Consider the following 23,716-nt stretch of genomic DNA (forward strand, 5'->3'; position numbering starts at 1 on the left):
CAAAAGGGAGAGTCGTTCCATTGAACAGGTATACAAAAATTATTGTTGCTATGTTTTTAATGATATTTACATTCGTATCAACATTACAACCACTTGCAGTTCAAGCAGCTACCAAGTTGGCTGACGGTGAATATTCAATTGGGTTCAAAGTTTTAAAAGATACATCAGATGAAGAATCGATGATGAATCAATATTCAGTAAGCCCAGGGACTTTAAAAGTGAAGGATGGGAAAAAGAAAGTATCCTTTACATTAACGAATAGTTCATGGATTACGAAGTTTGAAACAGAAAAAGCAGGTAAGCTAGTTGCGACAAATGTAATTAGTGAAGATAAAGAAAAAGATACAAGAGTAGTAGAATTTGATGTAGAAGATGTAGAGAAGGTATTAAATGCAAAAGTAAAAGTAGATATTGATTTTTTAAATTATCATCATGAGTACGACGTTCGTATTGCATTTGATCAAAATAGTATTACACCAATTCATGTGGAACAACCAAATGAAAAAGAGGACCCAGCTAATAAGCCAGATCCAAATGAAAAACCGGATCCAAGTCAGAAGCCCGACCAAAAGCCTGACCCAGATCAACAACCAAATTCTAACACAATTACAGATGGTGCGTACAGCATTCCATTTAAAGTGTTAAAAGATCAAACAGATGAAGAATCTAAGATGAATACTTACATGGTAAATCCAGGAGTATTAAAAGTAGAAAACGGTAAGAAAAAAGCAATTGTAACATTAAAAAGTAGCTCATTAATTAAAAATTTTCAAACGGAAAAAGATGGCACATTTGTTGATGCAAAAGTAGTAAGTGAGGATACGGAAAAAGATACAAGAGTAGTAGAGTTTGAAGTAAACGATTTATCTAAAAAACTAAATACAAAAGTATTTATCGAAATGGCATCAAGAAATTATAAGCAAACGCATGATGTACAACTTTTATTTGAACAAGATAAACTTGAACAAATTAAAAATGAAGAGAAACAACCAGAAGCAGAAAAACCAGAAGCAGAAAAACCGGAAGTAGAAAAACCGGAAGTAGAAAAACCAGAAGCAGAAAAACCGGAAGTAGAAAAACCACAAGTAGAAAAACCAGATGAAAATAAAAAACCAGATGCTGAAACAATTAAAGATGGTGAATACAGCATCAATTTCAAAGCATTAAAAGATCAAACAGACGAAATTTCAATGATGAACACATATACAAAAAGTCCAGGTGTGCTAAAAGTAAAAGATGGTAAGAAGTATGTATCATTTACGTTAACGAACAGTTCTTGGATTACAAAATTTGAATTTGAGAAAAATGGTTCGTTTGTTGATGCACATGTAATAAGTGAAGATAAAAAAGCTGATACACGCGTAGTGGAAGTAGAAGTACCAGATTTATCAAAAAAGTTAAATGCAAAAGTAAAAGTAGATATCGATTCAATGAATTATCACCATTTTTACGATATTCAATTTGCATTTGATAAAGGTAGCATTAAGCCGTTAGATAGCCAAGGCGGAAACAACAACCAAGGCGGAAACGACAACCAAGGCGGAAACGACAACCAAGGCGGAAACGACAACCAAGGTGGAAACGACAACCAAGGTGGAAACAATAACCAAGGTGAAAATAATAAACCGAGAGTAATAGTTGATCCGAAAAATTTAGTAGATGGCCAATATGATATTACATTTAAAGTATTAAAAGATAAAACAGATGAGATTTCAAAGATGAATGACTATGTTGTAAATCCAGCGAAATTAATCGTAAAAGATGGTAAAAAATATATTGAGATGACGCTGAAAAATAGTGCGTGGATTACGAAATTCCAAGCGGAAAACAATGAACTATTCGCTGATGCGAAAGTAGTAAGCGAAGATAAAAATGCAAATACGCGAGTAGTACAGTTTGAAGTAGAAGATCTATTTAAAAAATTAAACGCAAAAGTAAAGGTAGACATCGATGAGATGAACTACCATCATTTCTACGATGTACAAATTCAATTTGATACAAATAATATCGGCGCGTTAGGAACTATTAAAGAGGAACCGAAAAATGAACCGAAAAATCCATTGACTACACCGAAAGTAGATAATGTAAAAACAGTAGGTACTCCTGATTTTAACCGAAATGCAGATGGTCAGAAGAAAAAAGAAGATACAAAAAATGATTCAAAAAAAGAGAAAAACTCAAAAACTGCAGATACAGCACAACTTGGTTTATACATGGTGTTACTGCTAGGTTCACTTGCTTTACTAGTTCGTAAATATAGAGCAGGTAGATTGTAATTTTTGGAGTCTTGATGCATGTTCGCGTGCATCAAGACTTGTTTCATATTGTATGGAAAGGAGTGGTGATTGAGAGTGAAGAAAATTGCAAGTGTACTAATGGCTATCATTTTGTTAATGGGTATAGCCGGGTGCTCATCACCAAAAAAAGAATCAGCAAAGCAGGTAAAGAGTGAAAGTAAAGAGCACGTTGTTGCAACAACAGTGGCTGTTACTGAAATTATGGATGCGTTAGAAGTAGATTTAGTCGGCGTTCCAACAAGTTCTAAAACTTTACCGAAGCGATATAAAGGTTTACCTGAAGTTGGGAATCCAATGAGTCCAGATATGGAAAAGGTAAAGTCATTAAAGCCTTCAGAAGTGTTATCTGTGACAACACTTGAATATGAATTAAAGCCAGTTTTTGATGGTGTGGGTATGAAAGCAAACTTTTTAGATTTAACGAGTTTGAAAAATATGCAAAGTTCTATTAGCGATTTAGGTAAGAAATATGGGCGTGAAAAACAGGCCGAAGCAGTAGTAACTAAATTAGATAAAAAGGTTGCTAGCATTCAAAAAGAAGTAAAAGGAAAGAAAGAACCGACAGTGCTTATTTTATTAGGTGTGCCGGGAAGTTATTTAGTAGCAACAGAGCATTCTTATATTGGAGATTTAGTGAAACAACTAGGTGGTAAAAATATTGTGCAAGGTGAACAAGTAGAATATTTAGCTTCTAATACAGAGTATTTAAAGAAAGCTGATCCAGATATTATTTTACGAGCAGCTCATGGTATGCCTGATGAAGTTGTAAAAATGTTTGATAAAGAATTTAAAACAAATGATATTTGGAAACACTTTGCTGCGGTTAAAAATAACCGTGTTTACGATTTAGAAGAGCGTTTATTTGGAACGACAGGTAATTTAGCAGCAATTGAAGCATTAGATGAATTGAAAAAAATGATGTATCCGTGATGCATTTTAATATAAAGGAAGAGTAGAATGAATAAAAAAACTTGGAGTTTCCTCATTGTTACTGCATTGCTTATTGTTATGACATCATTGTCAGCGATGAAAGGTAGTTTAGAAGTAGGTATTGTTGAACTTGTACAAGGGATATTTACAGGTGGAAATGAAGATGTTGAAGTCATTAAAGATTTACGTTTTCCGCGTATTATTATTGCGTTGTTCACTGGAGCGGCTCTCGCTGTTTCAGGTGTGCTTTTTCAAGCTGTTATGAAAAATCCACTCGCTGATGCTGGGGTAATCGGTATATCTTCAGGAGCTAGTTTTATGACACTCGTTATTATTACGTTGTTCCCGCAATTCTTTTTCTGGACACCCGTATTCGCCTTTTTAGGTGGTGCGTTTGCGTGTTATCTCGTTTATTCGTTTTCATGGAAGTCAGGATTAAGCCCGCTTCGCATTATTTTAATTGGTATTGCCATTAATGCAATGTTTACTGGGTTAAATGAATCATTCGTTACGATTTGTGGGTATTTTATTAAGAGTATTAAGCAAACGACGACTTCTAACATAACAATGAAGACGTGGGGCGATGTAGAAATAATGGTGACTTATGGAACGATTGGTCTTATTCTTGCTCTGTTCGTAGGAGCTTGGTGTAACTTATTATCGCTACAAGATAAGACTGCGAAAAACTTAGGCTTGCACGTGACGAGAGTTCGTCTTATTATTTCTGCCATTGCAGTACTCTTAGCGGCAGTATCAACAGCGATTGCAGGTGTTATTGCTTTCGTAGGATTACTAGTTCCGCATATTTCAAGACAATTAGTCGGTTCAGACCATAAAGTATTAATTCCATTTTCTGCTCTTGCAGGGGCGTTATTAATTTTGACGGCAGATACGATTGGAAGGTTAATTGTGCCACCTAACGAAATTCCAGCAGCAACAATTATGGCGGTTATTGGTGGTCCATTCTTAATATTCTTGCTTAGAAAGAGTGATAAAGTTCATGGAAATTAAAAATGTAACCTTTTCATACGATAACGTAACAAATCGATTAAAGTCTGTTAGTAGTGAAATAGAAATTGGGAAAATTACAACAATCATTGGACCGAATGGATGTGGGAAATCAACATTACTTAGTGTCATGTCTAGAAACCACGCTCCTAGCAGTGGAGAAGTAATACTTGATGGGAAAGCGATTAGTGAATATAAACCGAAAGAGTTTGCTAGAAAACTAGCGGTTGTCCATCAACAAAATGAGGCTCCAGCAGATATTACAGTGGAAAAGCTAATAAGCTTCGGGCGTATGCCATATAAAAATATATTCTCTCCGCAAACAGATGAAGATAGAGAAGCGATTGAGCGTGCGCTAGTATGTACGAATTTACAAAGTAAGCGTGATAAGCCAATTTATGCTTTATCTGGTGGAGAGAGGCAGCGAGTTTGGATCGCAATGACATTAGCTCAAAATACACCAATGCTCTTCTTAGATGAGCCGACCACATATTTAGATATTTACTATCAGCTAGAAATATTAGAGTTAGTGAAAGAGTTAAATGACGTGCATGGACTAACGATTGTAATGGTATTACATGATATTAATCAAGCCATTCGTTATAGCGACCATATTATCGTTATGAAAGATGGAGAAATCATTACGAAAGGTAATCCTAATGATGTAATAACAGAAGAAATGATTAAAGCAATATATGGTGTAGATGTCATTGTAAAGCAGGATGAAGATACCGGATTGTACATGGTACCTATGGGAATCTAAAGGCTGAGCATAATCCGTTTTGAGGTGATAATTTGAATAGTAAGAAAGGACGGAAAAAGAATTCTTTTTTTCAACGCATACTTACAATTGTGTTTTTAGGAATCTTTTTCTATTCAATGTATGAGTTGGGCGGGATTTTCATGGATTATTATGAAAATCGTAAAGTAATGGCTGAGGCACAACATATTTATAAAAGAAGTCCAATGGAAGAAAAATCAGAAGATGGAGAGGTACGTAAACAGTTTCAGGATCTCCAGAAAATTAATCCAGAGATAGTCGGATGGATTACGATGGATGATACACAAATTAATTATCCAATCGTTCAAGCAAAAGATAATGATTACTATTTATTTCGTAATTATAAAGGTGAAGATATGAGAGCGGGAAGCATTTTTATGGACCATCGTAATGATGTGAAATCTCAAAATCGAAATACGATTTTATATGGCCATCGTATGAAAGACGGTTCTATGTTTGGTAGTTTAAAAAAGATGTTGGAAGAAGACTTTTTTATGTCTCATCGTAAATTATATTACGATACATTATTTGAAGGATACGACGTGGAAGTTTTTTCAGTATACACGACAACAACGGACTTTTATTACATTGAAACGGATTTTGAAAATGATGCAGCATATACATCGTTCTTAAAGGAAATTCAAGAAAAATCACTGTACAAAACGGATACGGAATTGACGGCTAATGATGAAATCGTAACACTTTCTACTTGTGACTATGCGCTTGATCCAGAGGCTGGAAGGCTAGTTGTACACGCAAAATTAATAAAAAGAAATTAAAGAAAAAAGTATAGAATATGAGAAGTGATAGATAACGCTTCTCATATTCTATACTTTAAAAAAGGACTGTTTTTACTGTGCTGCAGCCATTGGCATACGTACAACTTTTACATCATAGTAAGCAATTTTATTATCAAGAATATATTCTGGCATTCCGCCTTGATGTGAGTGAGCATCTTTAAATGCAGCGCTCTTTGTCCAACCTTGGAAATCTTCTTTTGCATTCCAGCGAGTGCTAATTGTTACTTCATCATAATCAACTGTATTTTGCGTTAAAAGAACTTCTAGACCTAAAAAGCCTGGCATCGTTTCAACTTTACCTACTTTATTAAAACGCTCAATTAATTTATGTCCATTTCCCTTTGTAATTTTAGCTGTATTTGTAACGATAATCATGTTTATTCCTCCTATAAATATAGCCTTTATTTTCGAGAACTCATATACATTAAATGATAATGAAAATCATTATCATTGTCAATGCTAAATGTGAAATATAAAAGTTTTTTATATTATATTGGACAGTAAGATTTCCAGTTCAAAATGTAGTAAATATGTGGCAGTTAAGCGAGAGAATGAGCGAGTTGTACTAGCAAAGCAATAATATGGTATAGTGAAACGAGGCTGTTTTTTCAGTCTCGTTTTTTAAATGCTTCCTGTAGAGAAAGCATGCAAATGGAAAGGAAGTTATTATATGCGATCAGAAGTAACTGTAAAAATAAAACCGAAATTTATAAAAGAAATTAAAAGTGGATATCCGCTTATTTTAAAAGATGCGATTCAAAATTTAAATGATGTTCGTGAAGAAGGAACAATCATTAAAGTAGTAGATGAGAAGAACCAATTTATCGGAAAAGGCTATTATGGAAAACAAAATAAAGGGTACGGCTGGATTTTAACGAGAAAAGAGAGTGAACAAATTAATCAATCTTTCTTTGAAAGTAAAATCAAATCTGCCTTACATAAACGAAAGCAATTTTACAAATCAAGTGATACGACAGCATTCCGTGTGGTGAATGGTGAAGGTGATGGTCTTGGAGGACTAATTATCAATTATTATGATGGCTATTATGTAGTAAGTTGGTATAGTGAAGGGATTTATACTTTCAGAGATGAGATTATAGCCGCTCTTCAAAAAGTAGCAAACTTTAAAGGTATTTATGAGAAAAAGCGTTTTGATACGAAAGGGAAATATATTGAGGGGGATGATTTCGTAGCAGGAGAGCGCGGCGAGTTCCCACTTATCGTAAAAGAGAACGGTGTAAACTTTGCGGTTTATTTAAATGATGGGGCAATGGTTGGGGTATTTTTAGATCAACGTAACGTTCGAAAACAAATTCGTGATAAATATGCAAAAGGAAGAACAGTGTTAAATATGTTCTCTTATACAGGTGCTTTCTCTGTATTTGCAGCTCTTGGCGGAGCGAGTAAAACGACGAGTGTTGACCTTGCAAATCGTAGTTTAAGTAAAACGATTGAGCAGTTTAGTGTAAATGAAGTTGATTATGAAGCGCAAGATATTATTGTAGAAGATGTATTTCTTTACTTCAAATATGCAGCGAAGAAAAAAATGAAATTTGATATGGTCGTACTTGATCCTCCAAGCTTTGCACGCTCAAAAAAATATACATTTAGTGCAGCAAAAGATTATAAAAATTTATTAAAAGAAACAATTGCTATTACAGAAAATAACGGTATTATCGTTGCTTCTACAAACTGTAGCGCATTCGATATGAAAAAGTTTAAAGGCTTTATCGATACAGCCTTTAAAGAAATGAATGGCAAATATAAAATATTAGAAGAACATTCTTTACCAGGAGATTTCCGTACCATTGATCAATTTAAAGAAGGAGACTACTTAAAAGTAGTTTTCATCGAGAAAATTAAAGGTTAATAAAGAAAAGGAGCTCGAGTTTACTTGAGCTCCTTTTCTTATTGAACGATATTTTGTACTCTACCGACTTGTCCGTCCTGCAATCGCACTTTAATGCCATGCGGATGGGAAGGGGAGTTTGTTAAAATATCTTTTACAATTCCACGTGTTAATTTGCCTGTTCGTTGATCTTGTTTTAATACAATATCAACTTCAAGACCGGGGGCGATATTAGAACGTTTTTGTCCGTTCATTTATACACCTGTACGTCTACGTTGGTTGTTTGTTTTCTTTGTTTGTTGGTTTTGTAATTTTTTTGTTTCTTGGCTTTGATTTTTTGCATTTTGACCATTTCCATTTCCTTGCTTTTTCTTAGCAAGTTGTTCACGCATTAAATCAGCTAAGCTTACTTTTTTGTTTTCTGACATGATAAGTCTCCTTTATATAAAGTTAATTATGAACAATCGTAGTGAATTTCATCATATCATTGTTAAGGAAGGAAGGGAAGTTGGTTTGAAAATTCATATAATTGTTTCCAGTCTGTAGTAGTTACGATACAATTGGATTGTTAACGTTTGTAAAAAGGGGATAGACATATGTCACATCATATTTTATTAGTTGAAGATGATATCTCAATTCAAGAGATGGTGGAAAAGTATTTAATAAAGGAAGGCTTTCAAGTTACGATTGCGTCTGATGGAGAAGAAGGCGTGAACACATATTTAAAAGGTTCATTTGATTTGATTATCCTTGACATTATGATGCCAAAGCTAGATGGCTTAGAGGTTGTACGAATCATTCGAGAAAAAAGTGCAGTTCCGATTTTAATGATGTCGGCAAAAGATACAGATGTTGATAAAGCTGTTGGATTAGGACTTGGAGCAGATGATTACATTTGTAAGCCGTTTTCTATGATTGAATTGGCTGCACGTGTAAAAGCAGGTATTCGGAGGTCTACGAAATACTCGGCTACAGAAACAATAGAAAAAATGATTCAAATTGGTGATTTAACAATTGATCCAATTAATTTTACTGTAGAAAAAAACGGGAAGCTTCTCAAACTTACTTTAAAAGAATTTGAGATTTTAAAGCTATTCGTAAAGAACCAAAATCGTGTATTTACGAAAGCGCAAATATATACGTTAGTTTGGAATGAAGAGTATTACGGTGACGATAACGTTATTAATGTTCATATGAGAAGATTGCGTGAGAAAATCGAAAGTGATCCATCTAATCCAGAATATATTAAAACGCTATGGGGCATCGGCTATAAGCTGGAAGTGATGTAATATGATCAATTTGTTAATAGGTATTATTTTTATATTGTTATGTGTTATTTATATGCAATATAAAATGAGAAAAAATAGTAGTAAAAATTTACGATACACATATGAAAAGTTAGAAAGTATTGTAAATGAAAAAACAGGTGAGACGTTACTCGTTATGACAGATGATCTAGAATTGCAAAAATTATTAGTGGCGATTAATCAATTATTAGATGCAAAACAGAAAACGAATGCAGATCATGCAAAAGTAGAAATTTCGATGAGAAAAATGCTTTCAAATATTTCGCATGACTTGAAAACACCACTAACAGTTATTCTTGGATATACAGAAATGTTAAATAAGGATAAAACGATAAATAAAGAAGAACAACAAATATTACTTGAGAAAGTGCATACGAAAACACTAGAAGTGATGGAATTAATTCATAAGTTTTTTGATTTAGCGAAATTAGAATCTGGTGACAAAGCAATTGAAATGACAAAAATAAATATGAATGAAGTTTGCCGCGAGAAGATTTTATCATTTTATGATTTAGTGACGTCGAAAGGTTTTCAAGTTCATATTGATATACCAGAAAGAAATATATATGCACTTGGAAATGTAGAAGTATTAGGTAGGGTATTGAATAATTTAATATCAAATGCAATTACATATGGAGACGATGGAAAGGCACTCGGTATGACGTTAAGAGATGATGACACGGGCGTGTATATAGATGTATGGGATAAAGGAAAAGGGATTGATGAATCTCATATTGATAAAGTGTTTGAGCGTATGTACACACTTGAAGATTCAAGAAATAGATTGTACCAAGGAAGCGGTCTAGGATTAACGATTACGAAACGGCTTGTGGAAGCGATGGACGGAAAAATTCATCTTTCTAGTAAACCGTATGAAAAAACAATTTTTACAATTGCATTAACAAAGATACAGTTTTAGCTTGTAGAGCAGTAGATTCTACAAGCTTTTTTTCAGCGTAAGGAATTTGTAAGAAACGGGTAAGAAAAAAGAGATTTCCGTTGTCTATTATAGAAATATAGAGTATTGCGAAAGGGGAAAGTAACATGACATATATATTAAAAACAAACCAGTTAACGAAAGTGTTTAAAGGGAAAGAAGTTATTTCCGGTGTTAACATGCATGTGAAAAAAGGAGAAATTTACGGTTTTTTAGGACCAAACGGTGCTGGTAAAACAACGATTATGAAAATGATTACAAATTTAATAAAACCGACGAGTGGTGATATTGAAATCTTCGGTGAGAAATTAACAGATACATCTTATGAAGTATTAAAAAGAATGGGGACAATTATTGAATACCCAATCTTTTATGATAAATTAACGGCGAAAGAAAACTTAGACCTACATTGTGAATACATGGGCTACTACGATAAAAATGCAATTGACCATGCTTTACATTTAGTGAAACTACAAGGGGTAGATAATAAAAAAGTAAAAGATTTTTCATTAGGAATGAAACAACGACTCGGTATTGCAAGAGCAATCGTGACAAAGCCAGAATTGCTCATTTTAGATGAACCAATTAACGGTTTAGATCCAATTGGTATTAAAGAGTTACGAGACTTATTTAAAATGCTCTGCAAAGAATATGGCATTACATTATTAGTTTCTAGTCATATTTTAGGTGAAATGGAACTAATGGCCGATACAATTGGTGTGATTCAAAATGGAAAACTAATAAAAGAAGTTTCAATGAAGAGTATTAACGGAAAACAAACAGAGTACATTGAAATCACTGTTCCTGATGTGAAACGTGCAGCTTATATTTTAGAAGATAAACTTGGTATAAAAAACTACAAAATAATGAGTGGAACCATGATTCGTGTGTATGATACGTTAGCGTCTCAGCAGGCCATTTCAAAAGCACTTATTATGAACGATGTGGAAATTGAAAGTATTAATAAGAAACATAGTTCCTTAGAAGAATATTTCTTAAATGTAATGGATGGAGAGGGCATTCATGCTTAATGGATTGTTAGTGAATCTACTAAGTGGATTGATCGTAATGTTCATAAGTGGGATTTTATATTATAGAAAACCTGAGCGGAAATGGTTGTTAATTCTAATAGTAATAGGAATGTTAAGCTTCGTTACTGCTGGAATTAGAATGTTAGCAGCATAAAGACAGTTATATAAAGAATGGAGGAGTGGTTTGTATGCTTAGATTAATGAAGCTCGAATGGAAGAAACATAAATTATCTAGTTACTTTAAAGGGGTAGCAATTTGTATTATAGCAATTTTCGCTGCAGTAAGCCTTATGGCGTTGGGAATGAAAGCCGAGGGAGACGTGCTCTTCTTTGACTTCACGCAACAAATGGTTTTAATAAACACTTTTATTAGGATAACATTCATTATTTTTAGTTCGGTCATTTTATCACGTTTAGTAATTGATGAGTATAAGAACAAAACAATGCAACTACTATTTATGTACCCATTGCAACGAAAAATGCTAATGAGAGCGAAATTAACAATTGTTTTTTGTTTTTGTTTTGTGAGCACGATTATCGCTACTTTCAGTATCAGTTTGCTTGTATATTTTGTGAGTCCAATGATGGGACTGATTGAAACACCAGCTACGATAGGTGAAATAATATCTATCGTTCCAACTACTTTTATAAGTGCATTTATGATATCTGGTATAAGTTTAATTCCTTTATTTTTTGGGATGAGAAAGAAATCGACACCCACAACAATTACTTCTGCAGTAATAATCGGAATGCTAATTAGTAGTAACTTTGGTCCTGGAAACGGTCAAGTAAGTCTGTTTAATTTTATAGCTATCCCAATAGTGCTCTGTTTATTAGGAATTTTCATCAGTTATCTTTCATATCGTAAAATCGACAAGATCGATGTGGCGTGAAGCAAGCTTAAAACAAAAACGAACTGGGGTATGAATAGTGAAAAAAATGATAGTAATTGCAATATTATTCATTACAATTGCTAGTGTAGTTTTTGGTATTAAGGTATTTCAGGGGAAAGATTTTAAGAAAGAAAAGTCTTTTGAGATAAATAATATAAAAGAAATAGAAGTAGACAATGAAAACTGGAATCTTGAATTTAAAAATACAGACGCTAATAAAATAGTAATTTCCGCTCAAGGTGAACAAGCAGATAAAGAGATAGATCCCGTCAAAATAGAAAATGATGAAAATAAAATTGTGATTAAGCAAAAACAAAAGATGAACAGATTTTTTAATGGTTTCACGTTTAGGAAGAAAAATAGTATATCTATAGCTATTCCGAAGAAAGAAATAGATAAAATTGTAGTAAATAATAAATCGGGTGATGTGAAAATAAGAGATATAGTAGTAAAAAATATCATGACAAAAGGCAAGTCTGGAGATGAAATGATTACAGGACTATCAGCCGAGAAAGGTGAATTTATATCGCAAAGTGGAGAGTTAGTTTTAAAAGGTAGTTCAGTACAAGAATTAAATATAAAGTCTACGACTGGTGATAACTATATAACAAATGTAAGTAACTCAAATATGAACATCACATCAACATCTGGGGAAGTATTACTGAAAGATATGACAGAAGGAAAATCATTATTTATAGAAACAAAATCAGGTGATATTGGCGTACGGTATAAAGGTGTCCCTGCATCATTGAAGCTTATGGCTAAAAGTAATTCGGCTGACGTAATAGTGGATTTAAAAGGACTTAAGAAAGATAAAAATACAGACAAAATAAAAGTAGGAACGATTGGTGATGCAAAAAATGAAGCGAAGATTTTAAGTGAAACAGGAGTCATTTATATTGATTAAGTCCAAGGAGGAAGGAGGAATATCATGCTACGTCTTATGAAGTTAGAATTGAAGAAGTTTAAGTTTGGATGGTATGTGAGGGGAGCAGTTATTGCAAATATTATTATACTGGCATTATTAATCTTTGTTAGTTTCATTGCACAAATAGAAGGAGATCCAGAAATAAGAGATCCGCAGATGATTTTGTTAATGGCTAGTACAGTAGTAAGAGCAACATTTATTATTTTTGGTAGTGTATTAATAGCAAGGTTAATAATTGACGAATATAAAAATAAAACAATACTACTCATGTTTTCTTATCCCATTAATCGAAAGAAAATGATGGCTAGTAAGTTGGCTATTACAGCGATAGTAACATTTATAACAGTTATTGTATCTAACATTTTAGTAGTAGGAATTTTCTTTGGGATAGATAGTTGTTTTTCAATTATTCCTCATTCATTCACAGTAGATCAATTGGTGCAAGAAGGAATAAAACTAGTTCCTTTAGCCATTGCAACTGCGGGGATGAGTTTAATCCCATTATATTTCGGAATGCGTAAACGTTCAGTGCCAACTACAATTGTTTCATCTCTTATCGTTGTCTCAATTGCAATGAATACCAACCCAGAGTTTCCTACAGCAACTTTACTTCCCCTTCAACTAGCATTGGCGGCAATTGGAGTTGTGATTGCATATTACGGCATTAAAAATATAGAGAAGGAAGATATAACTGTATGAAAAGAATAAGAAAAAGAGTTGGCGTTACACCAACTCTTTTTTGTATATGTATGTTTCGGTACTACTCTGTAAATTTAGAGTGTGTGCTTAAATACTTTTGCACTCCTGGAGAAATGTTAAAGTTATTAGGACTTTTATATTCGATAGTAAACTCTCCGTCTCCACTTGTTTCAAAGGCGATTGCATAGCTATTCATTTTAGCATCGTAAGAAGTGTTTTTGACTTCTGCATCTAGATTAAAATATTTTGTAATATATTCTTTTGATTCCGTAATTGCTGCTTGTTTTCCCCAAGGGGTACCATAATAGGTGAAATAAAGAGATACACTAATAACTCCAATAATAGAAGTTAATAAAATAGTGCCCATAGCTATTTTTTTATTCTTTGTATTCAATTTGGTTACTCCTCTTCATAGTATGTATTCATTTTAACCTATCTTTTCCATAAAACAACTATTAAGAAAAAATAGTTTCACATGAAACAAGTTACAGAAAAAGACAAGATATGTAAACATCTTGTCTTTTTTGTCGTTACATTTTAGGAGCTTCCATTCCAGCCGCAGCCCATTCTTCTTTTGCGGGGCCATATACGCCAGGAACTGTTAAGCCAGCTTGTCGCATTAAAACCGTCATTTGTCCGCGGTGGTGATTTTGATGATTAATGAGTGTCATTAAAAATATAGAATTCGGCATAGGGCGACCAAAGAAGTCATTAATAGTAGCTAAGTCTTTATCAGTCCATTTACTTTGAAGTGTTTCAACAAAAGCCGCGTTTACTTTACGGTATTCATCTGCAATTGTTTTTGCAGAAGTTGGAACAGGATAATCTTTCGTTTCTCCTTCAAACTTTAGCCCTGTGCCAGATAGTATCACAGGAACTGCCGTCACGATGTGCCAAGCAATTCTTCCTAACGTCCAGTGCCCAGGTGCAATTTCCTGTGATAAAGATGCATCGGTTAATGAATCAAGCATTTTCTGAGTAGACTCAGCCTCGTATGTCCATGATTGTAAAAAGCCTTCAATTGTTTGGTACATAGTTATCCCTCCTATTTTTGTTCATAGATTAAATTCGTGAGAGATAATATAATCCCTGTTCCACAAGAAATAATTAATTAAGCATTGCTACAATATGAAAACAATTAGAAAATATTTGTAAAAGTGTCAGGAAACGAATGTGCTCATTCGTATATATAATGAATAAAGAATGGGATAAAGAGTGGTGATAAGGGTGAAGGATATAGAAATAGTAGAAGGTCTTCGAAAACAAGATATGTTAGCATTACATACAGCGATTGATCGATATGGAGATTTAATTTATAAGGTAGTTCATAGTATTTTAGATACGGCACATAGTAAGGTGTTAGTGGATGAATGTGTTGACGATATTTTATTAATCGTTTGGTACAACATTAGTAGTTATGATGAAAATCGTGGGAAGTTTAGAAACTGGCTTATATCTGTCGCTAAGTTTAAAGCCATTGATTATAAACGAAAAAGTAATAAGGCTTATCAATTACAAGAGTTTCAGCAAGAAAGATATGAAGATAGAAAAAATGTCAATTTAACAAAAGAAGAGAGAGATTATAATTTTTACGTTTTAATTAAAGAATTGAATGAAGAAGATAAGAAAATTTTTATAAAAAGGTATTTAGATGAATATAGCGTACAAGAAATAGCGCTTGAATTCGGTATGACACGAGATACGGTATATAGCAGGCTGTCAAGAGGGAGAAAGAAATTGAAGAAGCTGTTGGGGGGGAAAAGGAATGAATAAAGAAAAGTTACTTCAGGAATTAAATAACTTACAGTATAGCGATAATTTTGTAGATGATTATAGAAATGATGAGAAAATAGATAAAACGAAAATAGATCGTACAAAAGAAACTGTAACCAAAACAATTTTAATGAAACGTTGTTATGAGGTTGTACAAGAAGAGTTACAGGGAAGCGAAGAGATTTTATATAGTATGCTTGCCGAAAATCATCATGTGAAAAATTGGCAGACAGGCACAGCCATGACATTAGGGGTAGGCGTTCTTGCAATGAACTTCGGTATTAATAATGTGTTAATCGTTACAAATAAACGGTTGTATGTGTTTTTTATGGATCGTTATTATAATGAAGTTGATTTAAAGGTATGTGTATTGAATGAAGTAGCTTATATGAAAACAATATTAGACCGTAAAGGTGGAAGCGAGTTTCTGCATATAAAGTATAAAAATGATAAGGAATACGTATTATTGGGAAATGCTGATGATTACAGAGAGTTATTTCAAATAGTAGGTAGGTTGAAAATAGCAAATGGAATAGAATTGAGATTACAAGATAAGAAATTAAAGAGAAAGTTAACTTTAAAACGAAGTGTATTCAATATAATCATGTATTCACTTGTTATATATATTATGTACAAAGCCTATATTAATTTTCTGCCATAATAGGAAAAGACGGCTTCACATATATGAAGTCGTCTTTTAATTAACTTTCTTCCCACTTTTCCTCATCAACCATAAGAAATAAGGTGTTCCAAGTATAGCAACTTTTTTCGCCGGTTTATCTAATTTTGTTTCCCCTTCAGTATGTTTAATTGTTATAGTTTGCTTTTTATCTTCTATCGTTGTTACCTTTTTCTCCTCTTTTTTGCTGTCCGCATTCAACAGCGAATAGAAGAACAACCATGAAAATACTAAGAATTTTCTTCATCTTCTTTCCCAAAATAAGTTTTTTATTCGTAATTATATTTTTAAAATTTTGCTGAAAAATAACGAATTATACGAATATCGTTATGTAAGATTAAAATCCATATGTGTATGAAGAATTTAGAAAAGGAATTTCATTTAACTAGAGAGGCGAAAGTACAAGCAAAAGGAGATAGTATCGCATGTAATAATTATTAGAATGTACGGGATAAATCTATATTTATCTCCACTGAATAAAGCTTTCGGTCTGATTTGATAAATGTTTTTTAATTTCTTACTTGTACTTATAAGATTGAATTTGAAGGAAGGAATCAACATGTCTTCATGGCTCAATAATACAAATGGATATTGTAGTTGTAATAATCAAAATGGTGTACATGTTGATTCGTGTTGTTTTAGTTGTGATGGGACAGTCCCTAAGCTTGGTCCAACAGGTCCAACAGGTCCAATGGGTTCAACAGGTCCAACGGGAGCAACCGGTTCAACAGGATCAACGGGTTCAACAGGTCCAACCGGAGCGACAGGTTCAACAGGTCCGACGGGAGCAACAGGTCCAACGGGAGCAACGGGTTCAACGGGTTCAACAGGAGCAACAGGTCCGACGGGTTCAACAGGTCCGACGGGAGCAACAGGAGCAACAGGTCCAACAGGAGCAACGGGAGCAACAGGAGCAACAGGTCCAACAGGTCCAACGGGTTCAACAGGTCCAACGGGATCAACGGGTTCAACAGGATCAACGGGTTCAACAGGTCCAACCGGAGCGACAGGTTCAACAGGTCCGACGGGAGCGACAGGTTCAACAGGTTCAACAGGTCCAACAGGATCGACAGGATCAACAGGTCCGACGGGATCAACAGGTCCAACAGGATCGACGGGAGCAACAGGTCCAACGGGAGCGACAGGAATAACGGGAGTAACAGGAATAACGGGAGTAACAGGTCCAACGGGAGCAACAGGTCCGACGGGTTCAACCGGTCCGACGGGAGCAACAGGAGCAACAGGAGCAACAGGAGCAACAGGTCCAACGGGTTCAACCGGTCCGACGGGTTCAACCGGTTCAACAGGTCCAACAGGAGCGACAGGTTCAACAGGAGCAACAGGTTCAACCGGTCCGACGGGAGCGACAGGTTCAACAGGTTCAACAGGTCCAACAGGATCGACAGGATCAACAGGTCCGACGGGAGCAACAGGTCCAACAGGATCGACGGGAGCAACAGGTCCAACGGGTTCAACAGGATCAACAGGTCCAACAGGATCGACAGGATCAACAGGTCCGACGGGAGCAACAGGTCCAACGGGTTCAACAGGATCAACAGGTCCGACGGGAGCAACAGGATCAACGGGTTCAACAGGTCCAACCGGAGCAACAGGTACAAGTATCACGGCGACATATGCATTTGCAAATAATACGTCGGGAACAGCGATATCTGTAGTTCTTGGTGGAACGAATGTCCCGCTTCCAAATAATCAAAACATCGGTCCAGGAATTACTGTTTCTGGTGGAAACACAGTATTTACGGTTGCAAATGCTGGTAATTATTATATTTCATATACAATTAATATAACGGCTTCATTATTAGTCAGTTCACGGATTACAATTAATGGAGGGGCACTTGCTGGGACGATTAATGCTCCTGCGGTAGCAACCACATCATTTAGTGCAACAATCATTACAACTCTCGCAGCAGGAGATGCTATTAGCTTGCAATTATTTGGTTTGTTAGCTGTCGCAACATTATCAACAACTACTCCAGGAGCAGTGTTAACGATAATAAGATTAAGTTAAACTATAACTCTCTTACTCTTTTAAGATTAAGAGAGTTTCTACATATAATAAGAAGTTAATGAAGTAAAGCATAGTTATACAAAAGTCAGAATATTATGATTGTAACGCTATGGTGACTATAATATAATGAAAATAACCATCATGAATGAACATTCATTTATTTTTATGTATTTGAAGGGGGAATGAAGGTGGAAAAACCATGGTTGAAAAGTTATCCAGAGGAAATTCCGAGTACGATTTCTTATGATATTCAGCCGCTTCATAGATATGTAGAACAGATGGCTTCTCGCTACCCAGAAAAGAAAGCGCTTCACTTTTTAGGGAAGGATATTACGTTTTCGGACTTCCATGATAAGGTGAAGAGGTTTGCAAATTATCTTCAAAAGCTCGGTGTGGAAAAGGGTGATCGAGTTGCTATTATGTTGCCGAATTGTCCGCAAGCTGTAATTGGTTATTACGGCACATTACTTGCGGGAGGTATCGTAGTACAAACAAATCCACTGTATACAGAGAGAGAATTAGAATATCAGCTTCATGACTCGGGAGCAAAAGTAATTCTTTGTCTCGATTTAGTGTTTCCAAGAGTAACGAATGTTCAATCTGCTACAAAAATTGAGCATATTATCGTAACTCGTATTGCGGACTTTTTACCATTCCCTAAAAATCTATTGTATCCATTTGTGCAGAAAAAACAGTCAAATTTAGTTGTGAAAGTATCAGAGAGTGAAACGATTCATCTTTGGAATTCAGTAGAAAAAGAAGTGAATACGGATGTTGAGGAGCCTTGTGATCCTGAAAATGATCTAGCTCTTTTACAGTACACAGGAGGAACAACCGGATTTCCGAAAGGCGTTATGTTAACGCATAAAAACCTCGTCTCTAACACGTTAATGGGAGTTCAATGGTTATATAATTGCAAAGAAGGAGAAGAAGTCGTTCTTGGGGTTCTTCCATTTTTCCACGTGTACGGCATGACGGCTGTTATGAATTTGAGTGTTATGCAAGGATACAAAATGGTCCTTATTCCAAAGTTTGATATGAAAATGGTTTTTGAAGCGATTAAGAAGCATAAAGTGACACTATTTCCAGGGGCACCAACTATTTATATCGCTCTTTTAAATAGCCCACTTTTAAAAGAATACGATATTTCTTCTATTCGTGCTTGTATTAGTGGATCAGCACCACTGCCAGTAGAAGTACAGGAAAAGTTCGAAACAGTTACAGGTGGTAAACTAGTAGAGGGATATGGTTTAACAGAATCCTCTCCAGTTACACATAGTAATTTTTTATGGGAAAAGCGAGTGCCAGGTAGCATTGGAGTTCCGTGGCCAGATACAGAAGCAATCATTATGTCACTTGAGACTGGTGAGGCATTACCGCCAGGAGAAATAGGGGAAATTGTAGTGAAAGGTCCTCAAATTATGAAAGGATACTGGAATAAGCCAGAGGAAACAGCGGCTGTATTGCAAGATGGCTGGCTCCATACAGGTGATGTTGGCTACATGGATGAAGATGGATTTTTCTATGTAAAAGATCGCAAGAAAGATATGATTGTCGCGAGTGGATTTAATGTGTATCCTCGTGAAGTTGAAGAAGTATTATATGAGCATGAAAAAGTGCAAGAAGTAGTGACAATTGGAGTTCCAGATCCGTACCGAGGAGAGACAGTTAAAGCATTTGTTGTGTTAAAAGAAGGTACGGAGTGCTCTGAGGAAGAATTAAATCAGTTTGCACGTAAATATTTAGCGGCTTATAAAGTGCCGAAAGTATATGAGTTTAGAGATGAATTGCCGAAAACGACAGTAGGGAAAATTTTGCGCCGTGTTCTAATAGATGAAGAGAAGAGAAAGAATGAGGATGAGCAAACGGGCTAAGGCCCTTTCTTTTTGAAAAAATAGGATTGACACTTTTCTAAATAGTCAGTATTATAAGAATATGAATGACTATTCATTCAGTCATCTTCTTGAAGGGGACAGTAAAGTGAAGAAAAATAGACCGAAATACAATCAAATTATTGATGCGGCAGTCATTGTGATTGCGGAGAATGGGTACCACCAAGCGCAAGTTTCTAAAATCGCAAAGCAAGCTGGGGTAGCTGATGGCACGATTTATTTATATTTTAAAAATAAAGAAGATATATTAATATCCTTATTCCAAGAGAAGATGGGAGAATTTGTCGAAACAATTCGTCAAAAAACAGCAGGAATTGAAAGCGCTGTATCGAAGTTATTCATGTTGGTAGAAACGCACTTCTTGCTGTTGTCGCAAAATGATCCTCTTGCTATCGTTACACAATTAGAGCTGAGGCAGTCCAATCAAGACTTGCGCCTTAAAATAAATGAAGTATTAAAAGGCTACTTACAAGTTATGGATGAGATTTTAGAGACTGGTATAAAACAAGGTGAATTTCAAGCAGATTTAAATGTTCGCGTGGCAAGACAAATGATCTTTGGAACAGTGGATGAAGTTGTGACCAATTGGGTAATGAGCGATCATAAGTATGATCTGGTCGCACTTTCAAAAACGGTACACGGGCTACTTATTGCAGCTTGTGGTTATCGTCAATAATGGGAGGGATCATGTTGAAATTCCTATCTGTAAGAGTTGAAGATCATATCGCGGTGGCGACGTTAAATCACGCACCAGCGAATGCGATGTCTTCACAAGTTATGCATGACGTTACTGAATTAATTGATCAAGTGGAAAAGGATGATAACATTCGTGTTGTTGTTATTCATGGTGAAGGACGTTTCTTCTCAGCGGGAGCAGATATTAAAGAATTTACATCTGTTACTGAAGCGAAGCAAGCAACAGAATTAGCACAGCTTGGACAAGTTACGTTTGAGCGTGTTGAAAAATGTTCAAAACCAGTTATTGCGGCAATTCATGGAGCGGCACTGGGCGGCGGCCTTGAGTTTGCTATGTCTTGCCACATGCGCTTTGCAACTGAAAGTGCAAAACTTGGTTTACCTGAATTAACACTGGGATTAATTCCTGGCTTTGCAGGTACACAGCGCTTACCACGTTATGTTGGGAAAGCGAAAGCTTGTGAAATGATGTTAACAAGCACACCAATTACTGGTGCAGAAGCATTAAAGTGGGGACTTGTTAACGGATTGTTCTCTGAAGAATCTCTTTTAGATGATACGCTTAAAGTTGCAAAACAAATTGCTGGAAAAAGTCCAGCAACAACTCGTGCTGTACTAGAGTTATTGCAAACGACAAAATCGTCTCATTACTATGAAGGTGTACAACGTGAATCACAGATTTTTGGTGAAGTATTTACGAGTGAAGATGGAAGAGAAGGTGTAGCTGCATTTTTAGAAAAGCGTAAACCTTCATTTAGTGGCAGGTAGTTCAATTATTTTTTTAATATAAATTAACAGAAAATTAAAATTGATAGAATCTTTCTGAAAAACAAGGGGGTAAATGGAATGAACATCTACGTACTCATGAAACGAACATTTGATACAGAAGAAAAAATCGTAATTAAAAACGGTGCAATTTACGATGGCGAAGCGGAATTCATCATCAACCCTTACGATGAATATGCAATTGAAGAAGCAATTCAAGTAAGAGACGCACAAGGTGGAGAAGTTACAGTTGTAACAGTCGGTGGCGAAGATAGTGAGAAAGAACTTCGTACTGCATTAGCAATGGGCTGTGATAAAGCTGTATTAATTAATATTGAAGATGACGTAGAAAATGGTGACCAGTTCACGACAGCAAAAGTGCTTGCTGAATATTTAAAAGATAAAGATGCAGATTTAATTTTAGGCGGAAACGTTGCAATTGATGGTGCATCTGGACAAGTAGGACCACGCGTAGCTGAAGCGTTAAATATTCCGTATGTAACGACAATTACAAAACTTGAAATTGACGGTACAAATGTGAAGATTGAGCGTGATGTTGAAGGTGATACAGAAGTGATTGCAACTTCATTACCAGTTTTAGTAACAGCACAGCAAGGTTTAAATGAACCGCGTTACCCATCGCTTCCAGGTATTATGAAAGCGAAGAAAAAGCCGCTAGAAGAATTAGAATTAGATGATTTAGATTTAGAAGAAGATGATGTGGAAGCAAAGACAAAAACAATTGAAATCTATTTGCCTCCTAAGAAAGATGCAGGAAAAGTGTTACAAGGCGAGCTGCAAGATCAAGTAAAAGAACTTGTATCGTTGCTCCATACAGAAGCGAAAGTAATCTAATAAAATACGAAATTATATATGCAGGAGGGAAAATCTATGGCTCGTAAAGTATTAGTAATGGGTGAAGTTCGTGATGGATCGCTACGTAACGTTTCTTTTGAAGCGGTAGCAGCAGCAAAAACAATTGCAGAAGGCGGTGAAGTAGTAGGTCTTCTAATTGGAGACAGCGTTGCCTCTTTTGCAAATGAATTGATTCATTACGGTGCAGATCGCGTTGTGACAGTTGAAAATGATAAATTAAAATCATATACATCTGATGGTTATGCACAAGCGTTTTTAGCTGTACATGCTGAAGAAAATCCAGAAGGTATTGTCTTTGGACATACAGCACTTGGCAAAGATTTATCACCAAAATTAGCAGCGAAGCTTGAAGCTGGTTTAATTTCTGACGTAACTGCTTTAGAGGTTGAAGGTGGAAATGTTATCTTCACTCGTCCAATTTACTCTGGTAAAGCATTCGAGAAGAAGATTGTAACAGACGGCATGTTATTTGCGACAGTGCGTCCAAATAACATTGCAACTCTGGAAAAAGATGAGTCTCGCAGCGGTGACGTATCTTCTATTACAGTTGATGTGAAAGATTTACGTACAATCATTCAAGATGTTGTCCGTAAAACGGCAGAAGGTGTGGATCTTTCTGAAGCGAAAGTTATTATCGCTGGTGGACGCGGTGTGAAGAGTGAAGAAGGCTTTAAACCATTAAAAGAGTTAGCTGACGTACTAGGCGGCGCTGTTGGGGCATCTCGTGGTGCTTGTGACGCTGAATACTGTGATTACTCATTACAAATTGGTCAAACTGGTAAAGTTGTTACCCCAGACTTATACATTGCATGTGGTATTTCTGGTGCGATTCAGCATTTAGCAGGTATGTCTAACTCAAAAATAATCGTTGCGATTAATAAAGATCCAGAAGCAAGTATCTTTAAAGTAGCTGACTACGGTATTGTCGGTGACTTATTCGAAGTTGTACCTCTTTTAACAGAAGAGTTTAAAAAGTTAAAAGTACATTCATGATTTTAGTACCCTTGAGTTCCAAGTGAAGTACCCCTATATATAGAAAAAGGTGAGAGATCCCCTGTCTCTCATCTTTTTAGTATTTAATCCGTATTTTTATATAGTATAAAGGAACATTTTTTTGTTACAATACATAACGATACATATTATTCGCCACGTATATAAGTTAATGATATACTCTTGGTAGAATATACTTGAAGGAGGAAATAAAATGGCAATTGTAAACGCAAATGACCAAAGCTTCGCAGCTGAAACTAGCGAAGGTGTTGTATTATTAGATTTCTGGGCACCTTGGTGTGGACCTTGTAAAATGATCGCTCCTGTATTAGAGGAAATCGATGCAGAACTAGGCGAAAAAGTAAAAGTAGTAAAAGTAGACGTTGATGAAAACCAAGAAACTGCTCGTCAATTCGAAGTAATGAGCATTCCAGCTCTTTTCGTATTAAAAGACGGTAAAGTAGTTGATCAAGCGTTAGGTTACAAACCGAAAGAAGCGTTAGTAGAATTAGTTTCTAAACACTTCTAAAATAAAAAAAGCTACCATTTGGTAGCT

Annotated in this window: 27 protein-coding genes and 1 pseudogene; 22 read left to right on the forward strand and 6 right to left on the reverse strand. The window is 35.4% G+C overall.

What is annotated here, in order from left to right; translation table 11 throughout:
* Positions 1-20 precede the first annotated feature (20 nt).
* The 5 genes from ES895_RS01290 to srtB all read left to right on the forward strand — a co-directional run bounded on the left by ES895_RS01290 (position 21) and on the right by srtB (position 5,795).
* Positions 21-2,276, forward strand: coding sequence for an NEAT domain-containing protein (locus tag ES895_RS01290; RefSeq protein WP_135238137.1), 2,256 nt, complete (start codon positions 21-23; stop codon positions 2,274-2,276).
* A gap of 69 nt (positions 2,277-2,345) precedes the next feature.
* Positions 2,346-3,227: a heme ABC transporter substrate-binding protein IsdE gene (gene isdE, locus ES895_RS01295; protein ID WP_002101379.1), complete on the forward strand. Its 882-nt coding sequence runs from the start codon at positions 2,346-2,348 to the stop codon at positions 3,225-3,227.
* A 27-nt stretch (positions 3,228-3,254) separates the two neighbouring features.
* Complete coding sequence (locus tag ES895_RS01300) at positions 3,255-4,238, forward strand: FecCD family ABC transporter permease (RefSeq protein ID WP_001036841.1); 984 nt, start codon at positions 3,255-3,257, stop codon at positions 4,236-4,238.
* Positions 4,228-4,998 carry an ABC transporter ATP-binding protein gene (locus tag ES895_RS01305; RefSeq protein WP_135238138.1) on the forward strand — a complete coding sequence of 257 codons (771 nt, stop codon included), beginning with the start codon at positions 4,228-4,230 and terminating at the stop codon, positions 4,996-4,998. Before ES895_RS01300 ends, ES895_RS01305 begins: the two co-directional genes overlap by 11 nt.
* A 32-nt stretch (positions 4,999-5,030) precedes the next feature.
* Positions 5,031-5,795 (forward strand): class B sortase, encoded by a 765-nt coding sequence (gene srtB / locus ES895_RS01310; RefSeq protein WP_001086124.1) that lies wholly within the window; start codon positions 5,031-5,033, stop codon positions 5,793-5,795.
* A gap of 72 nt (positions 5,796-5,867) precedes the next feature.
* Here srtB and isdG read toward each other — a convergent pair whose 3' ends face one another.
* Positions 5,868-6,191: a heme oxygenase gene (gene isdG, locus ES895_RS01315; RefSeq protein WP_000587818.1), complete on the reverse strand. Its 324-nt coding sequence runs from the start codon at positions 6,189-6,191 to the stop codon at positions 5,868-5,870.
* Positions 6,192-6,486: 295 nt separating this feature from the next.
* On the opposite strand from isdG, the gene ES895_RS01320 reads away from it, so the two are divergent.
* Positions 6,487-7,686 carry a class I SAM-dependent rRNA methyltransferase gene (locus tag ES895_RS01320; RefSeq protein ID WP_135238139.1) on the forward strand — a complete coding sequence of 400 codons (1,200 nt, stop codon included), beginning with the start codon at positions 6,487-6,489 and terminating at the stop codon, positions 7,684-7,686.
* Between the two features lie 38 nt (positions 7,687-7,724).
* Here the strand turns inward: ES895_RS01320 and ES895_RS01325 are convergent, their stop codons facing one another.
* Both ES895_RS01325 and ES895_RS29130 read right to left on the reverse strand, forming a co-directional pair.
* Positions 7,725-7,919 carry a YwbE family protein gene (locus ES895_RS01325; RefSeq protein ID WP_001014310.1) on the reverse strand — a complete coding sequence of 65 codons (195 nt, stop codon included), beginning with the start codon at positions 7,917-7,919 and terminating at the stop codon, positions 7,725-7,727.
* Positions 7,920-8,093, reverse strand: a complete 174-nt coding sequence (locus tag ES895_RS29130) for a hypothetical protein (protein WP_001293578.1) — start codon at positions 8,091-8,093, stop codon at positions 7,920-7,922.
* Between the two features lie 168 nt (positions 8,094-8,261).
* Between ES895_RS29130 and ES895_RS01330 the strand changes: the two genes are divergently transcribed.
* The 7 genes from ES895_RS01330 to ES895_RS01355 all read left to right on the forward strand — a co-directional run bounded on the left by ES895_RS01330 (position 8,262) and on the right by ES895_RS01355 (position 13,460).
* On the forward strand, positions 8,262-8,954 hold the full coding sequence (locus tag ES895_RS01330) for a response regulator transcription factor (protein WP_000018028.1): 693 nt from the start codon (positions 8,262-8,264) through the stop codon (positions 8,952-8,954).
* A 1-nt stretch (position 8,955) separates the two neighbouring features.
* Positions 8,956-9,891 (forward strand): HAMP domain-containing histidine kinase, encoded by a 936-nt coding sequence (locus tag ES895_RS01335; RefSeq protein WP_000609139.1) that lies wholly within the window; start codon positions 8,956-8,958, stop codon positions 9,889-9,891.
* A gap of 125 nt (positions 9,892-10,016) precedes the next feature.
* The gene (locus tag ES895_RS01340; RefSeq protein ID WP_000221066.1) at positions 10,017-10,940 is read left to right on the forward strand and encodes an ABC transporter ATP-binding protein; all 924 of its coding nucleotides are present in this window, start codon (positions 10,017-10,019) and stop codon (positions 10,938-10,940) included.
* Complete coding sequence (locus ES895_RS29135; protein ID WP_000931763.1) at positions 10,933-11,094, forward strand: hypothetical protein; 162 nt, start codon at positions 10,933-10,935, stop codon at positions 11,092-11,094. Before ES895_RS01340 ends, ES895_RS29135 begins: the two co-directional genes overlap by 8 nt.
* 34 nt (positions 11,095-11,128) lie before the next feature.
* Positions 11,129-11,833, forward strand: coding sequence for an ABC transporter permease (locus ES895_RS01345; RefSeq protein WP_000945211.1), 705 nt, complete (start codon positions 11,129-11,131; stop codon positions 11,831-11,833).
* A 37-nt stretch (positions 11,834-11,870) separates the two neighbouring features.
* Complete coding sequence (locus ES895_RS01350; RefSeq protein ID WP_000738286.1) at positions 11,871-12,740, forward strand: DUF4097 family beta strand repeat-containing protein; 870 nt, start codon at positions 11,871-11,873, stop codon at positions 12,738-12,740.
* Positions 12,741-12,764: 24 nt separating this feature from the next.
* Complete coding sequence (locus ES895_RS01355) at positions 12,765-13,460, forward strand: ABC transporter permease (RefSeq protein ID WP_000945178.1); 696 nt, start codon at positions 12,765-12,767, stop codon at positions 13,458-13,460.
* A 61-nt stretch (positions 13,461-13,521) separates the two neighbouring features.
* Here the strand turns inward: ES895_RS01355 and ES895_RS01360 are convergent, their stop codons facing one another.
* Together ES895_RS01360 and ES895_RS01365 are read right to left on the reverse strand one after the other, a co-directional pair.
* Positions 13,522-13,854, reverse strand: a complete 333-nt coding sequence (locus ES895_RS01360; RefSeq protein WP_001093293.1) for a YfjL-like protein — start codon at positions 13,852-13,854, stop codon at positions 13,522-13,524.
* A 136-nt stretch (positions 13,855-13,990) separates the two neighbouring features.
* Positions 13,991-14,494, reverse strand: coding sequence for a DinB family protein (locus ES895_RS01365; RefSeq protein WP_000284977.1), 504 nt, complete (start codon positions 14,492-14,494; stop codon positions 13,991-13,993).
* Between the two features lie 193 nt (positions 14,495-14,687).
* Here ES895_RS01365 and ES895_RS01370 point away from each other — a divergent pair, with 193 nt between their 5' ends.
* Both ES895_RS01370 and ES895_RS01375 read left to right on the forward strand, forming a co-directional pair.
* Positions 14,688-15,233, forward strand: a complete 546-nt coding sequence (locus tag ES895_RS01370) for a sigma-70 family RNA polymerase sigma factor (protein ID WP_000651615.1) — start codon at positions 14,688-14,690, stop codon at positions 15,231-15,233.
* Complete coding sequence (locus tag ES895_RS01375) at positions 15,226-15,894, forward strand: hypothetical protein (RefSeq protein ID WP_001031138.1); 669 nt, start codon at positions 15,226-15,228, stop codon at positions 15,892-15,894. Before ES895_RS01370 ends, ES895_RS01375 begins: the two co-directional genes overlap by 8 nt.
* Positions 15,895-15,972: 78 nt before the next feature.
* Here ES895_RS01375 and ES895_RS01380 read toward each other — a convergent pair.
* Positions 15,973-16,159, reverse strand: a pseudogene (locus ES895_RS01380) (ABC transporter substrate-binding protein); the annotation flags it as partial.
* 312 nt (positions 16,160-16,471) lie between these two features.
* Here ES895_RS01380 and ES895_RS30170 point away from each other — a divergent pair.
* The 7 genes from ES895_RS30170 (at position 16,472) to trxA (ending at position 23,689) form a co-directional block, all read left to right on the forward strand.
* A complete protein-coding gene (locus ES895_RS30170; protein ID WP_135238140.1) occupies positions 16,472-17,941 on the forward strand; it encodes a BclA C-terminal domain-containing protein in 1,470 nt (489 codons plus the stop codon).
* A gap of 188 nt (positions 17,942-18,129) precedes the next feature.
* Positions 18,130-19,815: a long-chain-fatty-acid--CoA ligase gene (locus ES895_RS01390; protein WP_000414742.1), complete on the forward strand. Its 1,686-nt coding sequence runs from the start codon at positions 18,130-18,132 to the stop codon at positions 19,813-19,815.
* A 106-nt stretch (positions 19,816-19,921) separates the two neighbouring features.
* On the forward strand, positions 19,922-20,509 hold the full coding sequence (locus ES895_RS01395) for a TetR/AcrR family transcriptional regulator (RefSeq protein ID WP_000742223.1): 588 nt from the start codon (positions 19,922-19,924) through the stop codon (positions 20,507-20,509).
* An 11-nt stretch (positions 20,510-20,520) separates the two neighbouring features.
* Positions 20,521-21,297, forward strand: coding sequence for an enoyl-CoA hydratase (locus ES895_RS01400; RefSeq protein ID WP_000911292.1), 777 nt, complete (start codon positions 20,521-20,523; stop codon positions 21,295-21,297).
* 78 nt (positions 21,298-21,375) lie between these two features.
* Positions 21,376-22,149 (forward strand): electron transfer flavoprotein subunit beta, encoded by a 774-nt coding sequence (gene etfB, locus ES895_RS01405; RefSeq protein ID WP_001029028.1) that lies wholly within the window; start codon positions 21,376-21,378, stop codon positions 22,147-22,149.
* A 36-nt stretch (positions 22,150-22,185) separates the two neighbouring features.
* Positions 22,186-23,163 (forward strand): electron transfer flavoprotein subunit alpha, encoded by a 978-nt coding sequence (etfA, locus tag ES895_RS01410; protein ID WP_000101944.1) that lies wholly within the window; start codon positions 22,186-22,188, stop codon positions 23,161-23,163.
* A gap of 211 nt (positions 23,164-23,374) precedes the next feature.
* Positions 23,375-23,689, forward strand: coding sequence for a thioredoxin (gene trxA, locus ES895_RS01415; RefSeq protein WP_001018943.1), 315 nt, complete (start codon positions 23,375-23,377; stop codon positions 23,687-23,689).
* Positions 23,690-23,716 lie beyond the last annotated feature (27 nt).

This window comes from Bacillus sp. 007/AIA-02/001 (assembly GCF_004634455.1).
GTDB classification, from domain to species: Bacteria; Bacillota; Bacilli; order Bacillales; family Bacillaceae_G; genus Bacillus_A; species Bacillus_A cereus.

Bases quoted from the DNA above. Each gene is read 5' to 3' on its own strand.
- trxA (WP_001018943.1), top strand. From the start codon at position 23,375: ATGGCAATTGTAAACGCAAATGACCAAAGCTTCGCAGCTGAAACTAGC.
- ES895_RS01320 (WP_135238139.1), top strand. From the start codon at position 6,487: ATGCGATCAGAAGTAACTGTAAAAATAAAACCGAAATTTATAAAAGAA.
- ES895_RS29130 (WP_001293578.1), bottom strand. From the start codon at position 8,093: ATGTCAGAAAACAAAAAAGTAAGCTTAGCTGATTTAATGCGTGAACAA.
- isdG (WP_000587818.1), bottom strand. From the start codon at position 6,191: ATGATTATCGTTACAAATACAGCTAAAATTACAAAGGGAAATGGACAT.
- ES895_RS01330 (WP_000018028.1), top strand. From the start codon at position 8,262: ATGTCACATCATATTTTATTAGTTGAAGATGATATCTCAATTCAAGAG.
- ES895_RS01345 (WP_000945211.1), top strand. From the start codon at position 11,129: ATGCTTAGATTAATGAAGCTCGAATGGAAGAAACATAAATTATCTAGT.
- ES895_RS01300 (WP_001036841.1), top strand. From the start codon at position 3,255: ATGAATAAAAAAACTTGGAGTTTCCTCATTGTTACTGCATTGCTTATT.
- ES895_RS01335 (WP_000609139.1), top strand. From the start codon at position 8,956: ATGATCAATTTGTTAATAGGTATTATTTTTATATTGTTATGTGTTATT.
- ES895_RS01325 (WP_001014310.1), bottom strand. From the start codon at position 7,919: ATGAACGGACAAAAACGTTCTAATATCGCCCCCGGTCTTGAAGTTGAT.
- ES895_RS01365 (WP_000284977.1), bottom strand. From the start codon at position 14,494: ATGTACCAAACAATTGAAGGCTTTTTACAATCATGGACATACGAGGCT.
- ES895_RS01400 (WP_000911292.1), top strand. From the start codon at position 20,521: ATGTTGAAATTCCTATCTGTAAGAGTTGAAGATCATATCGCGGTGGCG.
- ES895_RS01375 (WP_001031138.1), top strand. From the start codon at position 15,226: ATGAATAAAGAAAAGTTACTTCAGGAATTAAATAACTTACAGTATAGC.
- ES895_RS01340 (WP_000221066.1), top strand. From the start codon at position 10,017: ATGACATATATATTAAAAACAAACCAGTTAACGAAAGTGTTTAAAGGG.
- ES895_RS29135 (WP_000931763.1), top strand. From the start codon at position 10,933: ATGCTTAATGGATTGTTAGTGAATCTACTAAGTGGATTGATCGTAATG.
- ES895_RS01355 (WP_000945178.1), top strand. From the start codon at position 12,765: ATGCTACGTCTTATGAAGTTAGAATTGAAGAAGTTTAAGTTTGGATGG.
- ES895_RS30170 (WP_135238140.1), top strand. From the start codon at position 16,472: ATGTCTTCATGGCTCAATAATACAAATGGATATTGTAGTTGTAATAAT.
- ES895_RS01305 (WP_135238138.1), top strand. From the start codon at position 4,228: ATGGAAATTAAAAATGTAACCTTTTCATACGATAACGTAACAAATCGA.
- etfB (WP_001029028.1), top strand. From the start codon at position 21,376: ATGAACATCTACGTACTCATGAAACGAACATTTGATACAGAAGAAAAA.
- etfA (WP_000101944.1), top strand. From the start codon at position 22,186: ATGGCTCGTAAAGTATTAGTAATGGGTGAAGTTCGTGATGGATCGCTA.